Annotated in this window: 16 protein-coding genes and 2 pseudogenes; 14 read left to right on the top strand and 4 right to left on the bottom strand. The window is 64.6% G+C overall.

What is annotated here, in order from left to right:
• The first annotated feature begins 318 nt into the window (after positions 1 to 318).
• The 12 genes and pseudogenes from ripA (at position 319) to BN976_RS22830 (ending at position 12199) form a co-directional block, all read left to right on the top strand.
• Positions 319 to 1728, top strand: coding sequence for an NlpC/P60 family peptidoglycan endopeptidase RipA (gene ripA, locus BN976_RS22885; RefSeq protein WP_036374388.1), 1410 nt, complete (start codon positions 319 to 321; stop codon positions 1726 to 1728).
• A gap of 362 nt (positions 1729 to 2090) precedes the next feature.
• Positions 2091 to 2315: pseudogene (locus BN976_RS22880) on the top strand (response regulator transcription factor); the annotation flags it as partial.
• An 801-nt stretch (positions 2316 to 3116) separates the two neighbouring features.
• Positions 3117 to 4047 (top strand): annotated as a pseudogene (locus BN976_RS22875) (L,D-transpeptidase).
• Positions 4048 to 4565: 518 nt separating this feature from the next.
• Positions 4566 to 4793, top strand: coding sequence for a DUF2933 domain-containing protein (locus tag BN976_RS22870; protein WP_011780846.1), 228 nt, complete (start codon positions 4566 to 4568; stop codon positions 4791 to 4793).
• 36 nt (positions 4794 to 4829) lie between these two features.
• Entirely contained in the window at positions 4830 to 5591 is a 762-nt protein-coding gene (locus BN976_RS22865) for a methyltransferase family protein (RefSeq protein WP_011780847.1), read from the top strand.
• Entirely contained in the window at positions 5588 to 6319 is a 732-nt protein-coding gene (locus BN976_RS22860) for an ATP-binding cassette domain-containing protein (protein WP_011780848.1), read from the top strand. The genes BN976_RS22865 and BN976_RS22860 overlap by 4 nt, the downstream gene beginning before the upstream one ends.
• Positions 6300 to 7799, top strand: coding sequence for an ABC transporter permease (locus BN976_RS22855; protein ID WP_036374384.1), 1500 nt, complete (start codon positions 6300 to 6302; stop codon positions 7797 to 7799). Before BN976_RS22860 ends, BN976_RS22855 begins: the two co-directional genes overlap by 20 nt.
• Positions 7799 to 8206, top strand: coding sequence for a hypothetical protein (locus BN976_RS22850; RefSeq protein ID WP_011780850.1), 408 nt, complete (start codon positions 7799 to 7801; stop codon positions 8204 to 8206). The genes BN976_RS22855 and BN976_RS22850 overlap by 1 nt, the downstream gene beginning before the upstream one ends.
• Positions 8207 to 8357: 151 nt before the next feature.
• On the top strand, positions 8358 to 8885 hold the full coding sequence (locus tag BN976_RS22845) for a pyridoxamine 5'-phosphate oxidase family protein (RefSeq protein WP_011780851.1): 528 nt from the start codon (positions 8358 to 8360) through the stop codon (positions 8883 to 8885).
• A 227-nt stretch (positions 8886 to 9112) separates the two neighbouring features.
• Entirely contained in the window at positions 9113 to 9406 is a 294-nt protein-coding gene (locus tag BN976_RS22840; protein ID WP_011780852.1) for a metal-sensitive transcriptional regulator, read from the top strand.
• 162 nt (positions 9407 to 9568) lie between these two features.
• The gene (locus BN976_RS22835) at positions 9569 to 9811 is read left to right on the top strand and encodes a heavy-metal-associated domain-containing protein (protein ID WP_011780853.1); all 243 of its coding nucleotides are present in this window, start codon (positions 9569 to 9571) and stop codon (positions 9809 to 9811) included.
• Between the two features lie 39 nt (positions 9812 to 9850).
• On the top strand, positions 9851 to 12199 hold the full coding sequence (locus BN976_RS22830; protein ID WP_011780854.1) for a heavy metal translocating P-type ATPase: 2349 nt from the start codon (positions 9851 to 9853) through the stop codon (positions 12197 to 12199).
• Positions 12200 to 12280: 81 nt separating this feature from the next.
• Here the strand turns inward: BN976_RS22830 and BN976_RS22825 are convergent, their stop codons facing one another.
• From BN976_RS22825 to BN976_RS22815, 3 genes are all read right to left on the bottom strand, one after another.
• Positions 12281 to 12535, bottom strand: coding sequence for an SHOCT domain-containing protein (locus BN976_RS22825; RefSeq protein ID WP_011780855.1), 255 nt, complete (start codon positions 12533 to 12535; stop codon positions 12281 to 12283).
• Positions 12536 to 12640: 105 nt separating this feature from the next.
• Positions 12641 to 14206, bottom strand: a complete 1566-nt coding sequence (locus BN976_RS22820; protein WP_011780856.1) for a multicopper oxidase family protein — start codon at positions 14204 to 14206, stop codon at positions 12641 to 12643.
• On the bottom strand, positions 14203 to 14430 hold the full coding sequence (locus BN976_RS22815; protein ID WP_011780857.1) for a hypothetical protein: 228 nt from the start codon (positions 14428 to 14430) through the stop codon (positions 14203 to 14205). The genes BN976_RS22820 and BN976_RS22815 overlap by 4 nt, the downstream gene beginning before the upstream one ends.
• 126 nt (positions 14431 to 14556) lie before the next feature.
• Here BN976_RS22815 and BN976_RS22810 point away from each other — a divergent pair, with 126 nt between their 5' ends.
• Both BN976_RS22810 and BN976_RS22805 read left to right on the top strand, forming a co-directional pair.
• A complete protein-coding gene (locus BN976_RS22810; RefSeq protein ID WP_011780858.1) occupies positions 14557 to 15297 on the top strand; it encodes a response regulator in 741 nt (246 codons plus the stop codon).
• Positions 15294 to 16433: a sensor histidine kinase gene (locus tag BN976_RS22805; RefSeq protein ID WP_011780859.1), complete on the top strand. Its 1140-nt coding sequence runs from the start codon at positions 15294 to 15296 to the stop codon at positions 16431 to 16433. Before BN976_RS22810 ends, BN976_RS22805 begins: the two co-directional genes overlap by 4 nt.
• Positions 16434 to 16501: 68 nt before the next feature.
• On the opposite strand, the gene BN976_RS22800 is transcribed toward BN976_RS22805, so the two are convergent.
• Positions 16502 to 17233, bottom strand: a complete 732-nt coding sequence (locus tag BN976_RS22800; RefSeq protein WP_011780860.1) for a DUF305 domain-containing protein — start codon at positions 17231 to 17233, stop codon at positions 16502 to 16504.
• Between the last annotated feature and the right edge of the window lie 72 nt (positions 17234 to 17305).

Here is a 17305-nt window from a genome sequence, read left to right as displayed (position 1 = left end):
CTCCTAATGTAGCCGCCAACAGACCAGATGTCGGGGACCTCGCCGTGGCTGCGCAACCGATTTCGCCCCGGCGTGCGTCATCGAATCGGATCCAAGGCACCGGCACCTCGGGCCAACAGCAGATCCTGCCGGCCGGTCAGGTGTTACCGAGTTGAGACTGTGACAGGCGCTTCTCCTGATGCTGCAGTGATGTACGTTCCAAATACGTACTATGCCACTACGTACCTACAGAGGTAGTAGGCCGTCAGACATGACACGTCGGCGCACTGCCCCGTCCGACTCGCGGCCACCCGGCAGCCGCCCCACTCAGGAGAATTGATGCGGCGCCTCACTTCACTTCTCATCGCCGGGGTACTTGCGTCAATGCTGGTGCTTCACACCTCGGGCGTCGCAACGGCCGGCCACGGAAGCGAACCTGATGGTGACAGCGAAACGGTCGCAGGACTTGTCGCCGCCGTCGCCGAGGTCAACCAGCACGTCGCCGATATCGGCGCGGACATCCAACACAAGCAGGAGAGCGTCAATCGGGCCCTGGTTGAGCTTGCCACCGCCCGCGAGGCGGTCTCCGAGGCGCACCGCAGACTCGCCGACAGCGAGAAAGCACTCGCCGACAGCCAAACCGCCATCGACGCGACGCAGCAGCGTTTCGACGAGTTCGCCGCCTCGACCTATATGAACGGTCCCTCGCGCTCACTGCCGCTGGCAAGCAGCCCTGAAGACATCCTCTCGGCAGCCTCGACGCAGCAGACCTATCTCCTTGCCTTCGGCAGGGTCAAAGACGATCTTCGCCGAAGCCAGACTGAACGCGCCAACCGACTCTCAGCCGCCAAGCAGGCCCGGCTGGACGCCGACGCCGCAGCGGCCGAGGCGCAACGACAGCAGGACGGTGCAGTCGCGGAACTCGTTGCCGCGCAACGCGCATTCACCAATCAGCAGTCCGACCTCACCCGGTTGGCCGCCGAACGCGACTCCGCACAAACCCGACTCACTACTGCCCGACCGGTAGCAGCCACCACGCGCCAGCCCACGGCCGCACAACCCGGTACCCCGGTGCCGCCGAGCGGCCAATGGGACCGCTCCAGCCCGGCACCGGCGGACAGCTCGGGCACCGGCCAGTGGGACACCACGCTGCCGATGGTGCCCAGCGCCAATGTGGCCGGCGACCCCATAGCCATGATCAACGCCGTCCTCAAAATCATGGCGACCTCGCTGCAACTCACCGCCGACATGGGCCGAAACTTCCTCACCAAACTGGGCATCCTCTCCCCCGCGACCGCTGCTGCAGATCCCGGCATCACCAATGGACGCATCCCCCGCCTGTACGGCCGCCAGGCCTCGGAGTTCGTGATCCGACGCGCCATGTCACAACTCGGCGTTCCCTACTCATGGGGCGGTGGCAACGCCAACGGGCCCTCTCGGGGAATCGATCAAGGAGCCAACACCGTCGGCTTCGACTGCTCCGGCCTCATGCTCTACGCCTTCGCTGGAGTCGGCATCAAGCTCGACCACTACTCCGGATCCCAGTACAACGCCGGCCGCAAAGTTCCGTCATCGCAGATGCAGCGCGGCGATCTCATCTTCTACGGCCCCAACGCCAGCCAGCACGAAGCCATGTACCTCGGCGACGGCATGATGATCGAAGCCCCCTACACGGGGTCAGTGGTCAAAATCTCACCCGTACGCAGCTCCGGCATGACGCCCTACGTCACGCGCTTGATCGAATACTGACACCCCGCGCGAGCGCTACGTTCGGCCGCGTTGCTGACCAGTCACTCCGCCCCGACTTGGCCGCTGCGAACAGGCTCCTCTATTGCCTCACGCCGCTGCCTGCGGCGCGGCCGGCCAGAAGCGTGGAACAGGGCCGTCGCGCCGGCGGCTCACATCACGACAATGACGGCGCACAGGATCAGCCACGTTTGCCACCCGAGATTGTTCGGGCAGACGTCCATCAGCCAGCGCATGTCAGGCCCTCCTCCATAGTGAGCGTCTCCCAGCCGAAGGACGTAATCGGTATGAGTCTCGTAAAGATCTGCTGAAGATCGCGCCGCTTCGGGCGGTCGTGCGCCGCCGCGGCTGCTTCAGCGGGCACCATGCGGGATATGGAGGATCAACCGGGTACACCTGAGCAGGCGAAGGGATACCCTGTCCTGGTCGTCGACGACGAACTTCCCCTGGCCGAAGTGGTGGCCAGCTATCTAGAACGCGAGCAGTTCGAGGCGGTCGTGGCCGGCAACGGCGTCGACGCGATCGCCGTCGCGCGCGACCTCGATCCCGATGTCGTCATCCTGGGCATAGGTCTGCCCGGCATCGATGGTCACATCAGCGTCGTTGTGGGCCGCGTCGCTGCTCGCAGCGCTCGGCGATGACTGAGAGTCTGTTGTCGCATTCGAACAGGCAGTGATGAACAGGGCCGACGCTGCCAACGCCGCAAACCCAGTTCCACATCGCTTGTGCTGCATCGCGCATCCTTCTCATACAACTTCGTGACACCAGGCCACGCGGCAAGCGCTCTCGCCGCCTCGGTCCAGCCTCAAGATTCCGAGTATGGGTCGGTTCGTGTCCCGATGAAGACTTGATGAAGAAGCCTCACTGTCCTGTCGGTACGCGCAGCCCTGCCCAGGGCGTCATACCAGCGTCGCGCCGTTGCCCTGTGCCGCCCATCTACTATTGCACTACGTAGATAGTCCGCGACCGGAAGGTTTCTAAGTCGATCTGTGCGGTGTGCATGGCCTCAGTGGTCTGCTCGGCTGGCGGGACAGCTCATTCATGCGGGCCAGTGCGTCCGATGCCGGATCGGCGTTGACGTCGCTGACGACCGCGACACACAGCAAGGTCGCAACAGCGACCGCACCAGCGAACGGGAGATCCGCCGGATCGGTTCAAGGATCACGACGTCGGATGTCCTTTCGTTGCGCAGGAACCAAGTACGGTCTCGATACGTAGATCACAGTTAGGTTACGGACGTACGTGGCGGTTGTCCACACGGAGCCGCTGCCGCACCGCACGGTAAGCGAAATCGGTCGACCTACTGCCAACGTACGTAGGTAGTAGATCTGGAAGTACTCGTCGTGCTTCTTGGGTTGCACGGCGGAAGAATCTAGGCGAGGAGACCGGTTATGGAGCGGCGGCTAGTGCGCAAGCTGGGACTGATGTTGGCCGCGACTGGCCTCGCCGGCGCACTAATGCTGAGCACCGGCTCCGCTGCGGCGGAGCCGCCCCTTCCCGGACCGCCGGCGCCGATCGATCCGATGGCAATGCCGGGATCCCCGCCAGAACCGTTCGTCCTCTCCCCCGATTCGATCCAGGGTCCGCTAAGTGATCCTTCACGGCCGGCGCCCCCGGCCGGGCTTGTTCGCGCCGCCGACGTTCAATCCCGTCAATCGCGCGATGGTCGGGGTGGCCAAGCCGATCATCATCAACTTTTAACGGCCGATCGCCGACCGCTCTATAGCAGAGCAAGCGGTTCACATCTCCTCCAACCCGCCCGTGCCCGGCAAGTTCTACTGGATGAATGACACCCAGCTTCGGTGGCGACCCATCGACTTCTGGCCTGCCAACACAACGGTGAACATCGATGCCAGCGGGACCAAGTCGAGCTTCCGGACCGGCGATGCGCTCGTCGCAACCATCGATGACAGCACTCACCAGATGGAGATCATGCGCAACGGCAAGCTGGAGAAGACTTTTCCCGTCTCTCTCGGTAAGAAGGGTTACGAAACCCCCAACGGCACCTACTACGTGTTGGAGAAGTTCGCGTATATCGTCATGGACTCCTCGACGTACGGCGTCCCCATCGATTCGGCTGAAGGCTACAAGCTGAAGGTGCAGGACGCAGTTCGCATCGACAACAGCGGCATATTCGTTCACAGCGCGCCCTGGTCAGTCAACGATCAAGACAAGCGCAACGTAAGCCACGGGTGTCCAAACCTCAGTCCGGCCAACGCTCAATGGTTCTATGACAACTTCGGCAGTGGAGACCCCGTGGTCGTCAAGAACTCCGTCGGCACCTACAACCAAAACGACGGCGCCCAAGACTGGCAGATCTAACGAAGGCACTCCCAGTAGGTGGTGCGACAGTCAGCAAGGCGCCTTTTTGCCCCCATCACGTACACCTGACGAAGTTCTCGACGTACCAGTCCACCGGGCCGCGGTTGACTCGCTACTCGTCGTGGTTGTGATCAACGCCCGTTTCGTGGCGAAGCGACTCAGGCGAAGGAGCCTCGACAGGCGCCGGTGTCGCTGGCGTGCCGGCTGACTCGACGACCGGCTACGTAGCGGGTGGCGCCGCACGACCGTGATCGTCCGCGTGTCCGATCGTGGTGATCGGGTTTCACACCGCCGGCTCGTGATGACCGTGCCGCAGACCGGATGCGACGCCTACCGCCGATGCCAGCACCGACGCCGATGCCGACGCCGACGAGAACGATCGCGTTGGCGGGTCCGCCATAGGGCCTCTGGGCGAATCAGACAGGGACTTTCGTCCTACGTATCACCTACGTAGTTCCATGGGCATCGCCAGGGTAGAAGCGCATGCTTGAGGGCGGCCCGAACGGAAGGACCTCGAGATGAAAACACAGTACCTACCCTGGTACGCCTTGGCCTTGGCCGCCGCTTTCGTAACTGCGCTGGCCATCGGTGTTCCGCTGTCGACGTCGGCGCTGCTGCTCTTTGCGCTGGCATGCCCATTGATGATGATGTTCATGATGGGCGGAATGGGCGGCGGGCACGGTAACGACACCAAGCATGACCGGTCCGATACGCCGGAGCATCGCGACTCTGCGGGACGGTCATAAACCTCCACGTCCATCACCGATCAGGAGGTCTTGGCGATGGCAGATGCAGCCTACGGATTATGGCCGCTAGTGATCGTGAACACGTTGTTGTTCATGGCTTTTGGGCTGAGCTTCTTTCGTCCGAGAACGCATCGAGATTGGCGGGCAATGGGCGGCTACACCGCGTTCTTGGTGGCGTTGTTCACCGAGATGTACGGCGTCCCGTTGACCGTGTACCTGCTCGGCGGCTGGCTGGGATCGCGCTTCCCGCTCCTACGTGACACCCACGCCGGCGGGCACCTGTGGAACGACCTCATCGGCTGGACCGGCGACCCGCACCTGAGCCCCTTTCATCTGGCCAGCTACGCGGCGATCGGTGGCGGTTTCTGGCTGATCGCGGTCGCCTGGCGACACTTGCATGCGGCCGCCCAAGCCGATCGACTCGCCACAACCGGCCCGTATGCCTGGGTACGTCACCCGCAATACGACGGCTTCCTACTAGTCATGCTCGGCTTCTTGCTGCAGTGGCCGACGATTCCCACACTGATGATGTTCCCAGTGCTGGTTTACGTCTACGCGCGGCTGGCGCGCAGCGAAGAACGCGACGCGGCGGACCAATTCGGCCCCGCATGGAACGCGTACACGGCACGCACTCCGGCATTCATGCCGCACTTGCGATCTCGTCCCCAAACCGTGCCGGAAACCGCTCACTCCGGTGACAGCCGCACCGCCTGGCATCGCCCGACACCGCCGCCCCTGCCCACCGGCGCCTCGCCACCGCCCAGCACCGACGGCTCCCACGCAGGAGGTCGGTCATGAATCACACCACTGGGACCGACGCCATAACGAAGCTGCCGGTGGTCGAGGCCGCCGCCGCGGTGTTAACGGCCGGCGGTATCGAGAAGTCGTTTCGCCGCGGCACCTGGCCGATCTCGCACCACCAGCAGGTGCTGCGCGGCGTCGATCTGACGCTGCAGCCTGGCGAAGTGGTCGGTCTTGTTGGGGAGAACGGCTCAGGCAAGTCAACAATCATGAAGATCTTGGTTGGCGAGCTTGCCCCAGACGCGGGCACGGTGGCCCGCTCCGGCGTGCTGGGCTATTGCCCGCAGCAGCCGGTGGTATACGAACGCCTGACCTGTGATGAGCACATTGAGCTGTTCGCGCGCGCCTACCGTATGACGCATGAGGCCGAACGGCGCGCGCGCCGAGATCTCTACGAGGCGTTGGGATTTGAACGATACGCCGGCACACGGGCGGATCGGTTGTCGGGCGGCACGCTGGCCAAGCTCAACCTGACATTGGCGATGCTGGCCGACCCGCAAGTGCTGCTGCTGGATGAGCCCTATGCCGGCTTCGATTGGGACACCTATCTGAAGTTCTGGGATCTGGTGGCCCGTCGTCGCGACGACGGACGGTCGGTGCTGATCATTAGCCACTTCGTCGCTGACGAGCACCGCTTCGATCGCATCGTCAAGCCGTGTGACGGGCGGCTATGCGAAGGACAGTACGGAGGGCAGGGGGTCCCCAGTGACGACCGCAGCCCATGAGCAGTGGCGGCCGACGCTGCTGCTGACCCGCAGCTTCATCGCCGACTATGTCCGCAACCCGGTGAACCTGATCATGCTGGTCCTGGTGCCGCTCGTGTTCGTGCTGGTCGCGGCCGGTTCGATCGCCGACGCGATGGAACTGTTACGGGGACGACCCGGCATCGCAACCCAAACGGCGACCGCCGGCTGGGCAGCTGGCTTCCTGTCGGGGCTCGCAATGTACTTCCAGATCCGCTCGGCGCGACGCGCGGACAAGCGGTTGCAACTGGTCGGCTTACCAACGGCGCGGTTGCTCGCTGCCCGGGCGGGCACCGGTCTGCTCATGGCGGGACTCGTCTCGGGAGTGGCGCTCGCCGCGTTGGCCGTGCGTGTCGGTATCGACCATCCGGTCCGGGTGATCGTCGGTACGCTGATGTTCTCCGTCATCTACCTGGCGATCGGTGCGCTAGTAGGGATAGCGGTTGCCAATCCGGTCAACGGTGCGGTGATCATCTTGTTGATCTGGATGATCGACGTGTTCGTCGGGCCTGCCGGCAGCGGCGGCGATTACGTGTTCACTCGCTGGTTTCCCACTCACTTCGTCACGTTGTGGATGGTCGACACGCCCTCGCACCACGCTGGACGGCTCGGCGATCTCGGCCTCGCCTCGGTTTGGATGCTCGGCGCTCTTGCTGTGGCCGGCGCGTTGGTGGCGGCGGGTTCTCGCACCGCGCGACGGCGTCAGCGCACGGCCGGCCAGTTACCGACTGCGCTGAGGTTCGGTCTGGTCGATCTGCGGCGAAACGGCGTGCTGCTGGTGCTGCTAGTTATTGTGCCGGCGGCGTTCGTGCTGCTGTCGAAGGTGACCACGCCGGGGCGATCTCTAATGGTGTCGGTCACCGAGAACGGCGCCGTTTCAAACCAGTCGTTCTGGTTTCCCGAGGTACACGCCGGAGCGATGGCCCCGATCGGCATCGGTGCGCTGGCTGCACTGGTTGGGATGTTCGTAGTGGTCGATGCTGCCGGCGGGGACCGACGCCTGCGGCTGGCCGGCTACCGCACTGGCGTGGTGCTGGCTGCCCGATTGGGCGTGGTCGCCGTAGCCGCCATCGTCATCACGGCGGCCACCATGGGGGTTACCGCGACCGTCTTCGACGCCAGGCAGTGGCCGGGCTACATTGCTGCCAACCTGCTGATCACCGCCATCTACGCCCTGATCGGTGTAGTCATCGGGCCACTGCTGGGCAAGGTCGCGGGGGTGTTCGTCGCATTCTTGATCCCTTTTCTCGACCTGGGAATCATCCAAAGTCCGATGCTTCGCCCTGTATCTCAGGAGTGGGCCCAGTTTCTTCCCGGGTACGGCGTGACCAGGTTGCTATTTGATACCAGTCTCACCTCGCGTTTCGACGAAACCTGGCCATTACTAACTGGGTTCGTCTGGCTGGGTGGGCTATTGATCGTAGCCTCAGTGGTCCTCACCCGCGGCGGGAAGTCGACCTGATGATCGCCGCCGCATGGCTGTTCGGCGTCGGTGGCGCGATCCTCGTCGGGATTGGCGGGTTCTTTCGGTTGGCCCGGCCTGCTCTGCTGCCCGAGGACTTGCGCTATCTACGCCGCACCCCGGACGAGATCGATGCTGCCGTACCGAGCCTGCGTGGGTGGTTGCGTCTGGTGTTCATCGTCCTTGGCGGATACGCAGTGGCTACCGGAACACTCACCATCTACCTGGCAGCCACTGACATTCGCAACGCCGAGTCGTCGGCGGTCGCGGTGCTGGCGGTCACCGGCGCATCGTCGATTGGGGTTATGGCGTTGGTGAATTTCGCGCTGCACTCCACATTTCGGTGGCCGCTCTCCGCTGCGGCGGCACTCTGGATCGTGGCGACCCTGATGGCGGTGGTGTCGTGACCTGTGTTCGGGAGTGGGCCGGGCAGGTGCCTCGTCCCTGTAAGCACCCCGGCGTCCACGCCACGGGCTCTTTCCAACGAGTCCCGCAACACATGGGTCGGCGGGTGCACATGAATACCGCGCTTCGTCGGTCACCGAGCCGCCGGGCGTCATGGTGAAGGATCACCCTGTCACGTTCGAGCTGGTTCTCGGCCATCTACGGAAGCAAACGTTTGCGGTACTTTCGACGACCGACGAAGAGGGCAAACCGTGCTCAGCGGGAGTCAACTACCGCGTGTCTGAGCTCGGCGGTGCCATCTCCATCTTCGTTATGACCCGCCGGCACCTGAAGAAGGCGCGCAATGTCGTGCGGCATCCGCGGGTCTCGCTCGTGGTTCCGCTGCCGAGGCGGCTCCTGTGGTTCCTCCCACCAGCAACCCTCCAGTTGAGCGGACACGCGAAGATCCTCGACTGGACTGACGACGAAGGGCGGGATGCCTTCCGCCAGTTCTGGATAGGCCGCCGAATCCTCAAGGCTTACGAAGAGTCTTACCGCCGCGGCGAAACGCGAATCTGCTTCCTGAAGATCACACCAGATCCTGCGATCAACACCTACATGGTCGGCTCCAACATCTGGCAGCTCAGGAATCACATGGAATCAGGTGCGGCCAAAGTAATCGACCCGCGCGGGAACCCATGAGCAACGGGGCGGGTCGGCTTGATGATCATGCGGCGGGCTGATGCGCCGCACGCGGGAGGGCCAGTCGGCGCGCTGAATTGCACACCCTCGACGCCCACGCGGGCGGGCCCGGTTATGCAGCTGAGGTATCCGTCGCACTTCTGGTGACGTTGGCCCCTTGACAGATTGATACCCCATAGGGGTATATTGCTTCTTATACCCCTATGGGGTATTAGGGAGGAGGAGTCATGGATACGAAGACACCCGGGTATGCAGCCTCGAAGGACGCACATCTCAAGCGACTGCGCAGAATTGAGGGGCAGGTCCGTGGCCTTGCGCGCATGGTCGACGAGGACGCCTACTGCATTGACGTGCTCACCCAGATATCGGCGGCAACCAAAGCGTTGGAGTCGGTGGCGTTGTCGCTTCTCGACGAACATCTGTCCCATTGCGTCCGTGACGCAGTCCACCAGGGCGGCGACATCGCCGAGCAGAAGATCGATGAAGCCTCGGCAGCAATCGCGCGTCTCGTCCGTTCCTGAGCACACATCCGAAACCGCCCATCCCGCAAGCGAAAGTGGCCAGAAATGACCCGACAGCTCACCGCCACCCTGCCCCTGATTCCCCCCACCTCCTCGGGCTGCAGTTGCTGCGCACCGAGGTCCTCGGACACACACCCACCAGCATCGGTCAAGGAGAACGCCATGAGCACGACCACAACCACCAAGTCCTACGCCGTGACCGGCATGACCTGCAGCCACTGCATCGCCGCGGTGAGCGCAGAACTCGGCGCACTCACCGGTGTCACCGACGTTCATGTCGATCTGGTTGCCGGAGGCATCTCCACCGTGACGGTTTCCAGCGACACACCACTGACCGTGGCGCAGGTCGCCACCGCACTCGACGAGGCCGGCGACTACCGCCTATCCACCGATCAACCTCGCTAGCACTCACCTTGCGCGAACCCCGAACCCAAAGGACAGAGCATGAGCCTGCCGAATCACATCGTCGGTGTCGATCAACCCCACAGCATCGAGTTGTCGATCGGCGGGATGACCTGTGCATCATGTGCAGCCCGGATCGAAAAGAAACTGAACAAGATCGATGGGGTCGAGGCCAGCGTCAACTACGCGACCGAAAAGGCCAAGGTGGACTACCCCAACTCCGTCGATCCGGCAGTGTTGATCGCCGCGGTGGAAGCGACCGGCTACACCGCAACCGCCCCCGCGGCGCCGAACGACGCGGCCCCGACCGATTCCGGCCCGGACGCGGGCGAAGCCGACTCCTTGCGGAGCCGATTGCTGATCTCCCTGGTGCTGACCGTGCCCGTGATCGCGATGTCGATGATCCCCGCACTGCAATTCACCAACTGGCAATGGCTCGCGCTGACCTTGGCCTCTCCCGTCGTGGTGTGGGGCGCCCTGCCGTTTCACCGCGCAGCCTGGGCCAACGCCCGCCACCGCGCCGCCACGATGGACACCCTGATCTCACTGGGCGTCAGCGCCGCGTACCTGTGGTCACTGTGGGCGCTGTTCATCGGACACGCCGGCATGCCGGGGATGAGGATGGCCTTCAGTCTGCTACCCGACGCGGGTTCCGAGACCGAGCACATCTACCTCGAAGTCGCCGCCGCGGTGACGGTGTTCATTCTGGCCGGCCGCTACTTCGAGGCGCGCGCCAAGACACGATCCGGTGCCGCGCTGCGGGCCCTGCTCGACATGGGCGCCAAAGACGTCGCCGTCGTGCGCAACGGTACCGAAATCCGCATTCCAACAGCAGAACTCAGCGTCGGAGACGTATTCGTGGTGCGACCGGGTGAGAAGATCGCCACCGACGGGGTCGTGACCGACGGCTCGTCGGCAGTCGACGCATCGATGCTCACCGGGGAATCCGTGCCCGTCGAGGTCCGTCCCGGCGACCACGTCACCGGTGCCACCGTCAACGCCGGTGGCCGACTGCTCGTCCGCGCCACCCGAATCGGCGCCGACACCCAACTCGCGCAGATGGCGCGCCTGGTCGAAGACGCCCAGAACGGCAAGGCATCGGTACAGCGCCTGGCCGACCGGGTCTCGGCGGTCTTCGTACCCATCGTCCTGGCGCTGTCGGTCGCAACGCTGGCGGCCTGGCTGCTCACCGGCCATTCAGCGACAGTCGCATTCACCGCGGCAGTCGCCGTCCTGATCATCGCCTGCCCCTGCGCGCTCGGCCTGGCCACCCCCACCGCCCTCATGGTCGGCACCGGCCGCGGCGCCCAACTGGGCATCCTGATCAAGGGACCGCAGGTGCTCGAGTCCACCCGCCGAGTCGACACCATCGTGCTCGACAAGACCGGAACCGTCACCACCGGCCGCATGAGTCTCGTGGGGGTGCATCCCGGCGCAGGCCAGAACTCCGATGAGCTCCTCGAGTTCGCGGGAGCCTTGGAGAGCGCGTCTCAACACCCCATCGCGGAAGCGATCGCCGCCTCAGCAGCCGCCGGCGGCACGCTGCCAGCGGTCGAAGACTTCTCCAACCACAACGGCTACGGCGTCACCGGCGTCGTCGCCGGCCATGCGGTCCTGGTTGGACGGCTCAGCTGGCTTACCGACGACTGGTCGCTGACAGCCCCCGACGACCTCACCTCCGCCGCCGAACACGCTCAGTCCCAGGGCCACACCCCGGTATGGGTGGCCTGGGACGGGGCGGTGCGCGGCGTCATCGTCGTCGCCGACACGGTGAAGGGCACCTCCGCGGACGCCATCGGCCAGTTCCGCAAGCTCGGCCTGCGTCCGTTTCTGCTGACCGGCGACAATCGGCGCGCCGCCCTCGCCGTCGCCGCAGAGGTCGGCATCGACCCCGACGACGTGATCGCCGAAGTCCTCCCTGCCGACAAAGTCGACACCATCAAATGCCTGCAAGCGCAGGGGCGAACCGTCGCCATGGTCGGCGACGGCGTCAACGATGCCGCCGCACTGGTACAGGCCGATCTGGGCCTGGCGATGGGCACCGGATCCGACGTCGCCATCGAGGCATCCGACCTGACACTGGTGCGCGGGGATTTGCGCGCAGCCGCCGACGCCATTCGATTGGCCCGGTCAACCCTGAGGACCATCAAGGGAAACCTGTTCTGGGCCTTCGCCTATAACGTCGCCGCACTTCCCTTAGCGGCACTGGGCCTACTCAATCCGCTGATCGCCGGCGCCGCAATGGCCTTCAGCTCGGTCTTCGTGGTCAGCAACAGCCTGCGGCTTCGCCGGTTCACCAGCAGCGCATCCCCTGGGCAGACGGAAGACGTCCACGTTGCGACAGTGCCGCCAGGGGGCGACGAGTACCGCAGGGCCCACACCGCACCATAACCCCAGGCTGGGCACCTCACGCTTTAGCGAATACGCCCGCGGCGCGGGACTCCCCCGCCGCGGGCTTGGCGCTGGCGTCAGTTATCGGCGCACAGCCTCGCGCAGTATCGCCAATCGTTCGCGGTACTGCGTTTCGTCGATCTCGCCACTGGCGAATCGCGCCGCTAGCAGTTGTTCGGCTGTGGGCGCGTCACCGCGTGGCGCTTGCGGGCTGCCCGTGGTGTATCTGATCAGAGCGACGATACCGACGATGATCAAGCCCCAGAACAGCACCATCCCGACGCCCATCCCCGCGTATCCCCACCAACCCATGTCGTGGTCGTACCAAAACATCATGACCGTTCCTCCTCTTGATGTATCCGTGGCCGATAGGCCACAGTCTTACGGTTTGCGTCTCGTCCCGACAGGGCCAAGAGCACTGCGCTTCAAGGTCTTTGGGCCTCATTGCCGCTGACCGTGCGAAGGCGCGGCACCGGGTTGGGGCGAGTAGTTCAGGCTCGTCATCATGCCGGCTTCCTGGTGATAGGTGTTGTGGCAGTGCATCATCCAGACGCCCGGGTTGTCGGCGGCGAGCGCCACCGTCAGCTCTTGCATCGGCAGAACGATGACAGTGTCCTTGCGTGGGCCCGGAGTCCCGTCCGGCTTGATCACTTGAAAGGTGTGGCCGTGCAGGTGCATGGGATGCCACATCATGGTGGTATTGGTGAAGGTCAACGTCGCCTTCTGGCCTTGCATCACAGTCAGTGGGACGGTGTCTTCGAACGGTCTGCCGTTGATCGTCCAGTCGTAGGACGCCATGGAACCGGAAAGCCGGGCCGACAGAGCGACATCGGCCCTGCTGACATCCAAGACCGCCTCGGGCGCGGCGGTGAACACGCCGACGGTGCCGACCCGGCGCTGCAGTTCGGGTGGCATGAACGTCGGATCGGGTGCGGCACCGGCGCCGGTCGACAGTAGGGCTCGCGCGAGCGCGTTCTTCCCTTCGGCCGAAGCGACAAAGGGGAACACGCCGTCACCGGTGGTGATGAGCGCGTCATAGCGCTCACCCATGCCGATCAGCAGCGCGTCCACCTCGGTCGGCACCACAGGGAAGCCGTCGGTGTGGGTGACGGTCATCCGGTGCCCGGCCAACGCGACCCGAAATGCGGTATCGGAGGCGGCGTTGATGATCCGCATCCTTATCCGCTGCCCAGGGCGAGCGGTGAGAGTGGTCGGTGCCGCCGGAATGCGACCGTTCGCCAGGTAGAAGGGGTAGCTGACGTCACCCGCGTCGCCCCCGAGAAGCTGGCTCGCGCCCACGCCGCCGACACCGGGAACCCCTGGCATTCCAGGTGTTCCGCTCATGCCGGGCATGCCACCCGAGTGGCCGCCGGCCCCCGTTACGGGACGCAGCCCGTCGTAGAGCTGCTGCGGGCTGGAGCCAATGCCGTCGGTCCAGTCATCGAGCACCACGATCCACTCGGCGTCGTAGCGTCCCGGCTCGGCGGCATCGTCGATGATGACCGGCGCGTAGAGCCCGTAGTCGGCGTCGAGGCCGGTGTGCGGGTGTGCCCAGTAGGTACCGGGATGAGGCGCGGAGAACCGGTAGGTAAAAGTCGATGACGGGTCGATGTTCGGGGTCGCCGGCGTTGCGCCATCCATGTCGTTGCGCAGCGCGATGCCATGCCAGTGCAGCGAAGACGGGTGGTCCAGACCGTTGGTGACGCTGATCGCCAGTTCGTCGCCGACGTTGGCGCGGATCAACGGTCCGGGAACGCTGTTGTTGTACGCCAGTGTGCGGGCGACGGGTCCGCCTAGGTCGATGTCCGCCGGCCCAGGTGTCAACGCCGCGGTGACGGTGCGCCCGGTGTGGGGCCGCGCGGCTTCGGCGACCGCGATCGGATCCGTAGCCGGGTTGACACTTGTGGGCTTTCCGCACGCGGCCATGGCCGCGGTACTGGCGGCGAGGGTGGCCGCGAGAAACGTGCGTCGTGTCAATATCTTCGTGCCGACGCTTTGACGGTTCACGGGCGTTGCGGGGGTTTCGTCGTTGCGACGCAATCGGCGGCGGTGAGGCCGGGCAACGGAGCGTCGCGCTGGATTTCAATGTCCTGGCGGCGCTGCGGTCTGTTCGCCCCGAGCAGAGCCGCCAGCGCAGCGATCACGGCTCCCCAGAACGCGAGCAGCATCACGATGGCCAGCAGGCAGCCACCCCATCCCCACAGGGCGCCGGCTTCGTTCCACCACGTCATCGGGGTCACCTCCTTCGCGTTCCACACTCGTGCGGTCGAGTAGCGAATCGACGATGGTTTTATGAAGATTTGCTCAAGACCTGGGTCGCGGGTTCCTGAATCCCTTCGGGGCGGCACGATGAGGACATGGAAAAGCCTGCGGCCACCCCTTCTGCGGGTTATCGAGCGTTGGTGGTCGACGACGAGGTACCGCTGGCCGAAGTCGTGGCGAGCTACCTCAGACGCGAGCAGTTTGACGTCAGCCTCGCCCACAGCGGAGCGGACGCCTTGGCGCAGGCCCGTGAGATCGACCCGGACGTGGTCATCTTGGACCTCGCGTTGCCGGGCATCGACGGCGTGGAGGTATGCCGCCAACTTCGCACGTTCTCCGATGCCTACGTGGTGATGCTGACCGCACGCGATACCGAAATGGACACCATCGTGGGCCTGTCGGTCGGTGCCGACGACTATGTCACCAAACCTTTCAGTCCCCGCGAATTGGTCGCGCGGATCCGCGCCATGTTGCGCCGGCCTCGCACCGTCGCAACGCCGATCAGTGCTGCGACCGCGGCCGACGAACCCCCGCCGCGGGCCTTCGGGCCGTTGGCCATCGACGTTGCGGGCCGACAGGTATTTATCGACGACGAACCAGTTCTGCTCACCCGCACCGAGTTCGACATCTTGGCCGCGTTATCGTCGCGGCCGGCCGTGGTCTTCAGCCGCCGCCAACTCCTCGAGGCCGTGTGGGGCGACTCCTGGGGTGGCAATGAACATCTCGTCGACGTGCACATCGGACATCTGCGCCGCAAATTGGCGGATGACCCCGCCGATCCCCGCTACGTGATCACCGTCCGCGGAGTCGGATACCGAATGGGAAGCGGCCAGTGAGAACGGACACGAGCATTCAACCCAGGTCGCGGCGCAGTCCTGGAGTCGGGGCGCGACTCCTGCTGGCGCAAGCCTTGGTGCTCCTCGCCGGCGGCGCAACCACCGGGGTCGTCGCCGTCATCGTCGGTCCACCGCTGTTCCGAGAACACCTGAACCGCGCCGGACTTCCTCACTCATCCAATGAACAGTTCCACGCCGAGGAGGCCTACCGGTACGCCACCGCGATCTCCATCGCGGTGGCGATCGGCGTAGCCGCATTGACCGCCCTGGTTGTGACCTGGTACTTCAGCCGTCGCCTGCAGCACTCCATCGCCGAGGTCGCATCGGCCGCCACTGCGGTCGCCGACGGCCGCTATGACATCCGTGTGTCGCCGCTGCGCTTGGGGGAGGATTTCGCGAACCTGTCCCGCGCGTTCAATCGGATGTCCGAACGGCTCGAATCGGTCGAGACCACCCGGCGCCAACTCTTCGGTGACCTCGCCCACGAGATTAGGACACCCGTCTCGGTACTCAAGGCCTACATCGAGGCCGTCGAGGACGGAGTGAAAACCCTTGACCCCGAGACGGTTGCCGTGCTCAACGATCAAGCCAGCCGGCTGGTGCGCTTCTCCGATGACTTCGCCGCGCTCGCTCAAGCCGAGGAAGGTCCCGGCGCGGTCACACCGCAGTGGATCGACCCCCGGGCCGCGATCGTCACCACCGTGTCTGCCGCAGCCGACCGATACGCCCAGAAGGATGTCGCGCTGATCTTCGATGCCGCGAACCCGCTGCCCGAGGTGTGGGTCGACCCTCTGCGCCTCGCGCAGGTGATCGGGAACCTTCTCGACAACGCTCTGCGCCACACCCCCGCGCGAGGCCGCGTCGAGGTCGACGCGGCGGCGAAGCCCGGCGAAGTGATCATCACGGTAGGCGACAATGGTGATGGCATCGCTGCCGAGCACCTCCCGCACGTGTTCGAACGTTTCTACCGCGCCGATGTGGCCCGCGATCGAAGCCACGGCGGCGCGGGGATCGGGTTGGCCATCGCCAAAGCACTCACCGAAGCCCACGGCGGCCGCATCACTGCGGCCAGCCGCGGACCAGGAATGGGCAGCACCTTCACCATCGAGCTACCCGCACGCACGGACCGCCCATGACCACTAATCGAACTCGACAACGCTGTCATGAAACATGACTCGCGCGACACGCAGCCATGCCCTGACTTCTACAACGAGGCCAGGATCTTGTTCATGGTGTCGATCTCCTGCTGCTGGCTGGTGACGATCGAGCGTGCCAACGCGACCGTATCGGGGAACTGGCCGTCCTTGATCTCATTCTGCGCCATAGTAATTGCACCCTCATGATGCTTGACCATCTGCGTCAGGTACAACTTGGAGGCTTCCACTCCCTGGGCGTTTTGCAAGGCGGCCATGTCCTCCTCGGACATCATGCCCTCCATCCCCGGCATATCACCCATACCGGGCATGCCCGGCATATCGCTCATGCCCGGCATCCCAGGCATCATCGATTGAGTCGGCGCACCAGATTCGCTGGGCGCGGCACTGGCACTGGGCATCCCACCGTGACCGGGCATGTCGTCCATTCCGGGCATCATCGGCATCGTGGACATGCCCCACTGCGTGAGCCAACCCTGCATCTGTTCGATCTCGGGACCCTGAGCAGCCTTGATCTGCTTGGCCAAGTCCAACACTCGCGGGTCGATTCCCTGCTTACCCAACAGCATGTCGCTCATCTCGATCGCCTGTTGGTGATGCGGGATCATGTGCTGGGCGAACATGGCATCAGCCTGATTGTGGGCTTCGGTGGCCGATGTCGACGAAGGCGCCGACACCGACGACGACGAAGCTCCCTGCGTAGTGCTGGTATTACTACACGCACCAACGGTGACCAGCGCCGCCAAGGTGGCCGCACCGACGGCCAGCGTCTTCCTCTTCATCACAACAAGTCCCTTCCCGGGTTTCACGGTCGATGCGGCTGCAGCGCGCCCAGTTGACGCGCGGGTATCCCG

It is taken from the genome of Mycolicibacterium austroafricanum (assembly GCF_000612725.1).
GTDB lineage: Bacteria > Actinomycetota > Actinomycetes > Mycobacteriales > Mycobacteriaceae > Mycobacterium > Mycobacterium austroafricanum.
This window is presented reverse-complemented; position numbering and strand designations above follow the sequence as displayed.

What these genes read in the sequence shown, in the direction of transcription:
- BN976_RS22870 (WP_011780846.1), top strand. Translation starts at nt 4,566, where the DNA reads ATGAAAACACAGTACCTACCCTGGTACGCCTTGGCCTTGGCCGCCGCT.
- BN976_RS22815 (WP_011780857.1), bottom strand. Translation starts at nt 14,430, where the DNA reads ATGACGTGGTGGAACGAAGCCGGCGCCCTGTGGGGATGGGGTGGCTGC.
- BN976_RS22835 (WP_011780853.1), top strand. Translation starts at nt 9,569, where the DNA reads ATGAGCACGACCACAACCACCAAGTCCTACGCCGTGACCGGCATGACC.
- BN976_RS22825 (WP_011780855.1), bottom strand. Translation starts at nt 12,535, where the DNA reads ATGATGTTTTGGTACGACCACGACATGGGTTGGTGGGGATACGCGGGG.
- BN976_RS22850 (WP_011780850.1), top strand. Translation starts at nt 7,799, where the DNA reads ATGATCGCCGCCGCATGGCTGTTCGGCGTCGGTGGCGCGATCCTCGTC.
- ripA (WP_036374388.1), top strand. Translation starts at nt 319, where the DNA reads ATGCGGCGCCTCACTTCACTTCTCATCGCCGGGGTACTTGCGTCAATG.
- BN976_RS22830 (WP_011780854.1), top strand. Translation starts at nt 9,851, where the DNA reads ATGAGCCTGCCGAATCACATCGTCGGTGTCGATCAACCCCACAGCATC.
- BN976_RS22865 (WP_011780847.1), top strand. Translation starts at nt 4,830, where the DNA reads ATGGCAGATGCAGCCTACGGATTATGGCCGCTAGTGATCGTGAACACG.
- BN976_RS22800 (WP_011780860.1), bottom strand. Translation starts at nt 17,233, where the DNA reads ATGAAGAGGAAGACGCTGGCCGTCGGTGCGGCCACCTTGGCGGCGCTG.
- BN976_RS22810 (WP_011780858.1), top strand. Translation starts at nt 14,557, where the DNA reads ATGGAAAAGCCTGCGGCCACCCCTTCTGCGGGTTATCGAGCGTTGGTG.
- BN976_RS22860 (WP_011780848.1), top strand. Translation starts at nt 5,588, where the DNA reads ATGAATCACACCACTGGGACCGACGCCATAACGAAGCTGCCGGTGGTC.
- BN976_RS22840 (WP_011780852.1), top strand. Translation starts at nt 9,113, where the DNA reads ATGGATACGAAGACACCCGGGTATGCAGCCTCGAAGGACGCACATCTC.
- BN976_RS22845 (WP_011780851.1), top strand. Translation starts at nt 8,358, where the DNA reads ATGGTGAAGGATCACCCTGTCACGTTCGAGCTGGTTCTCGGCCATCTA.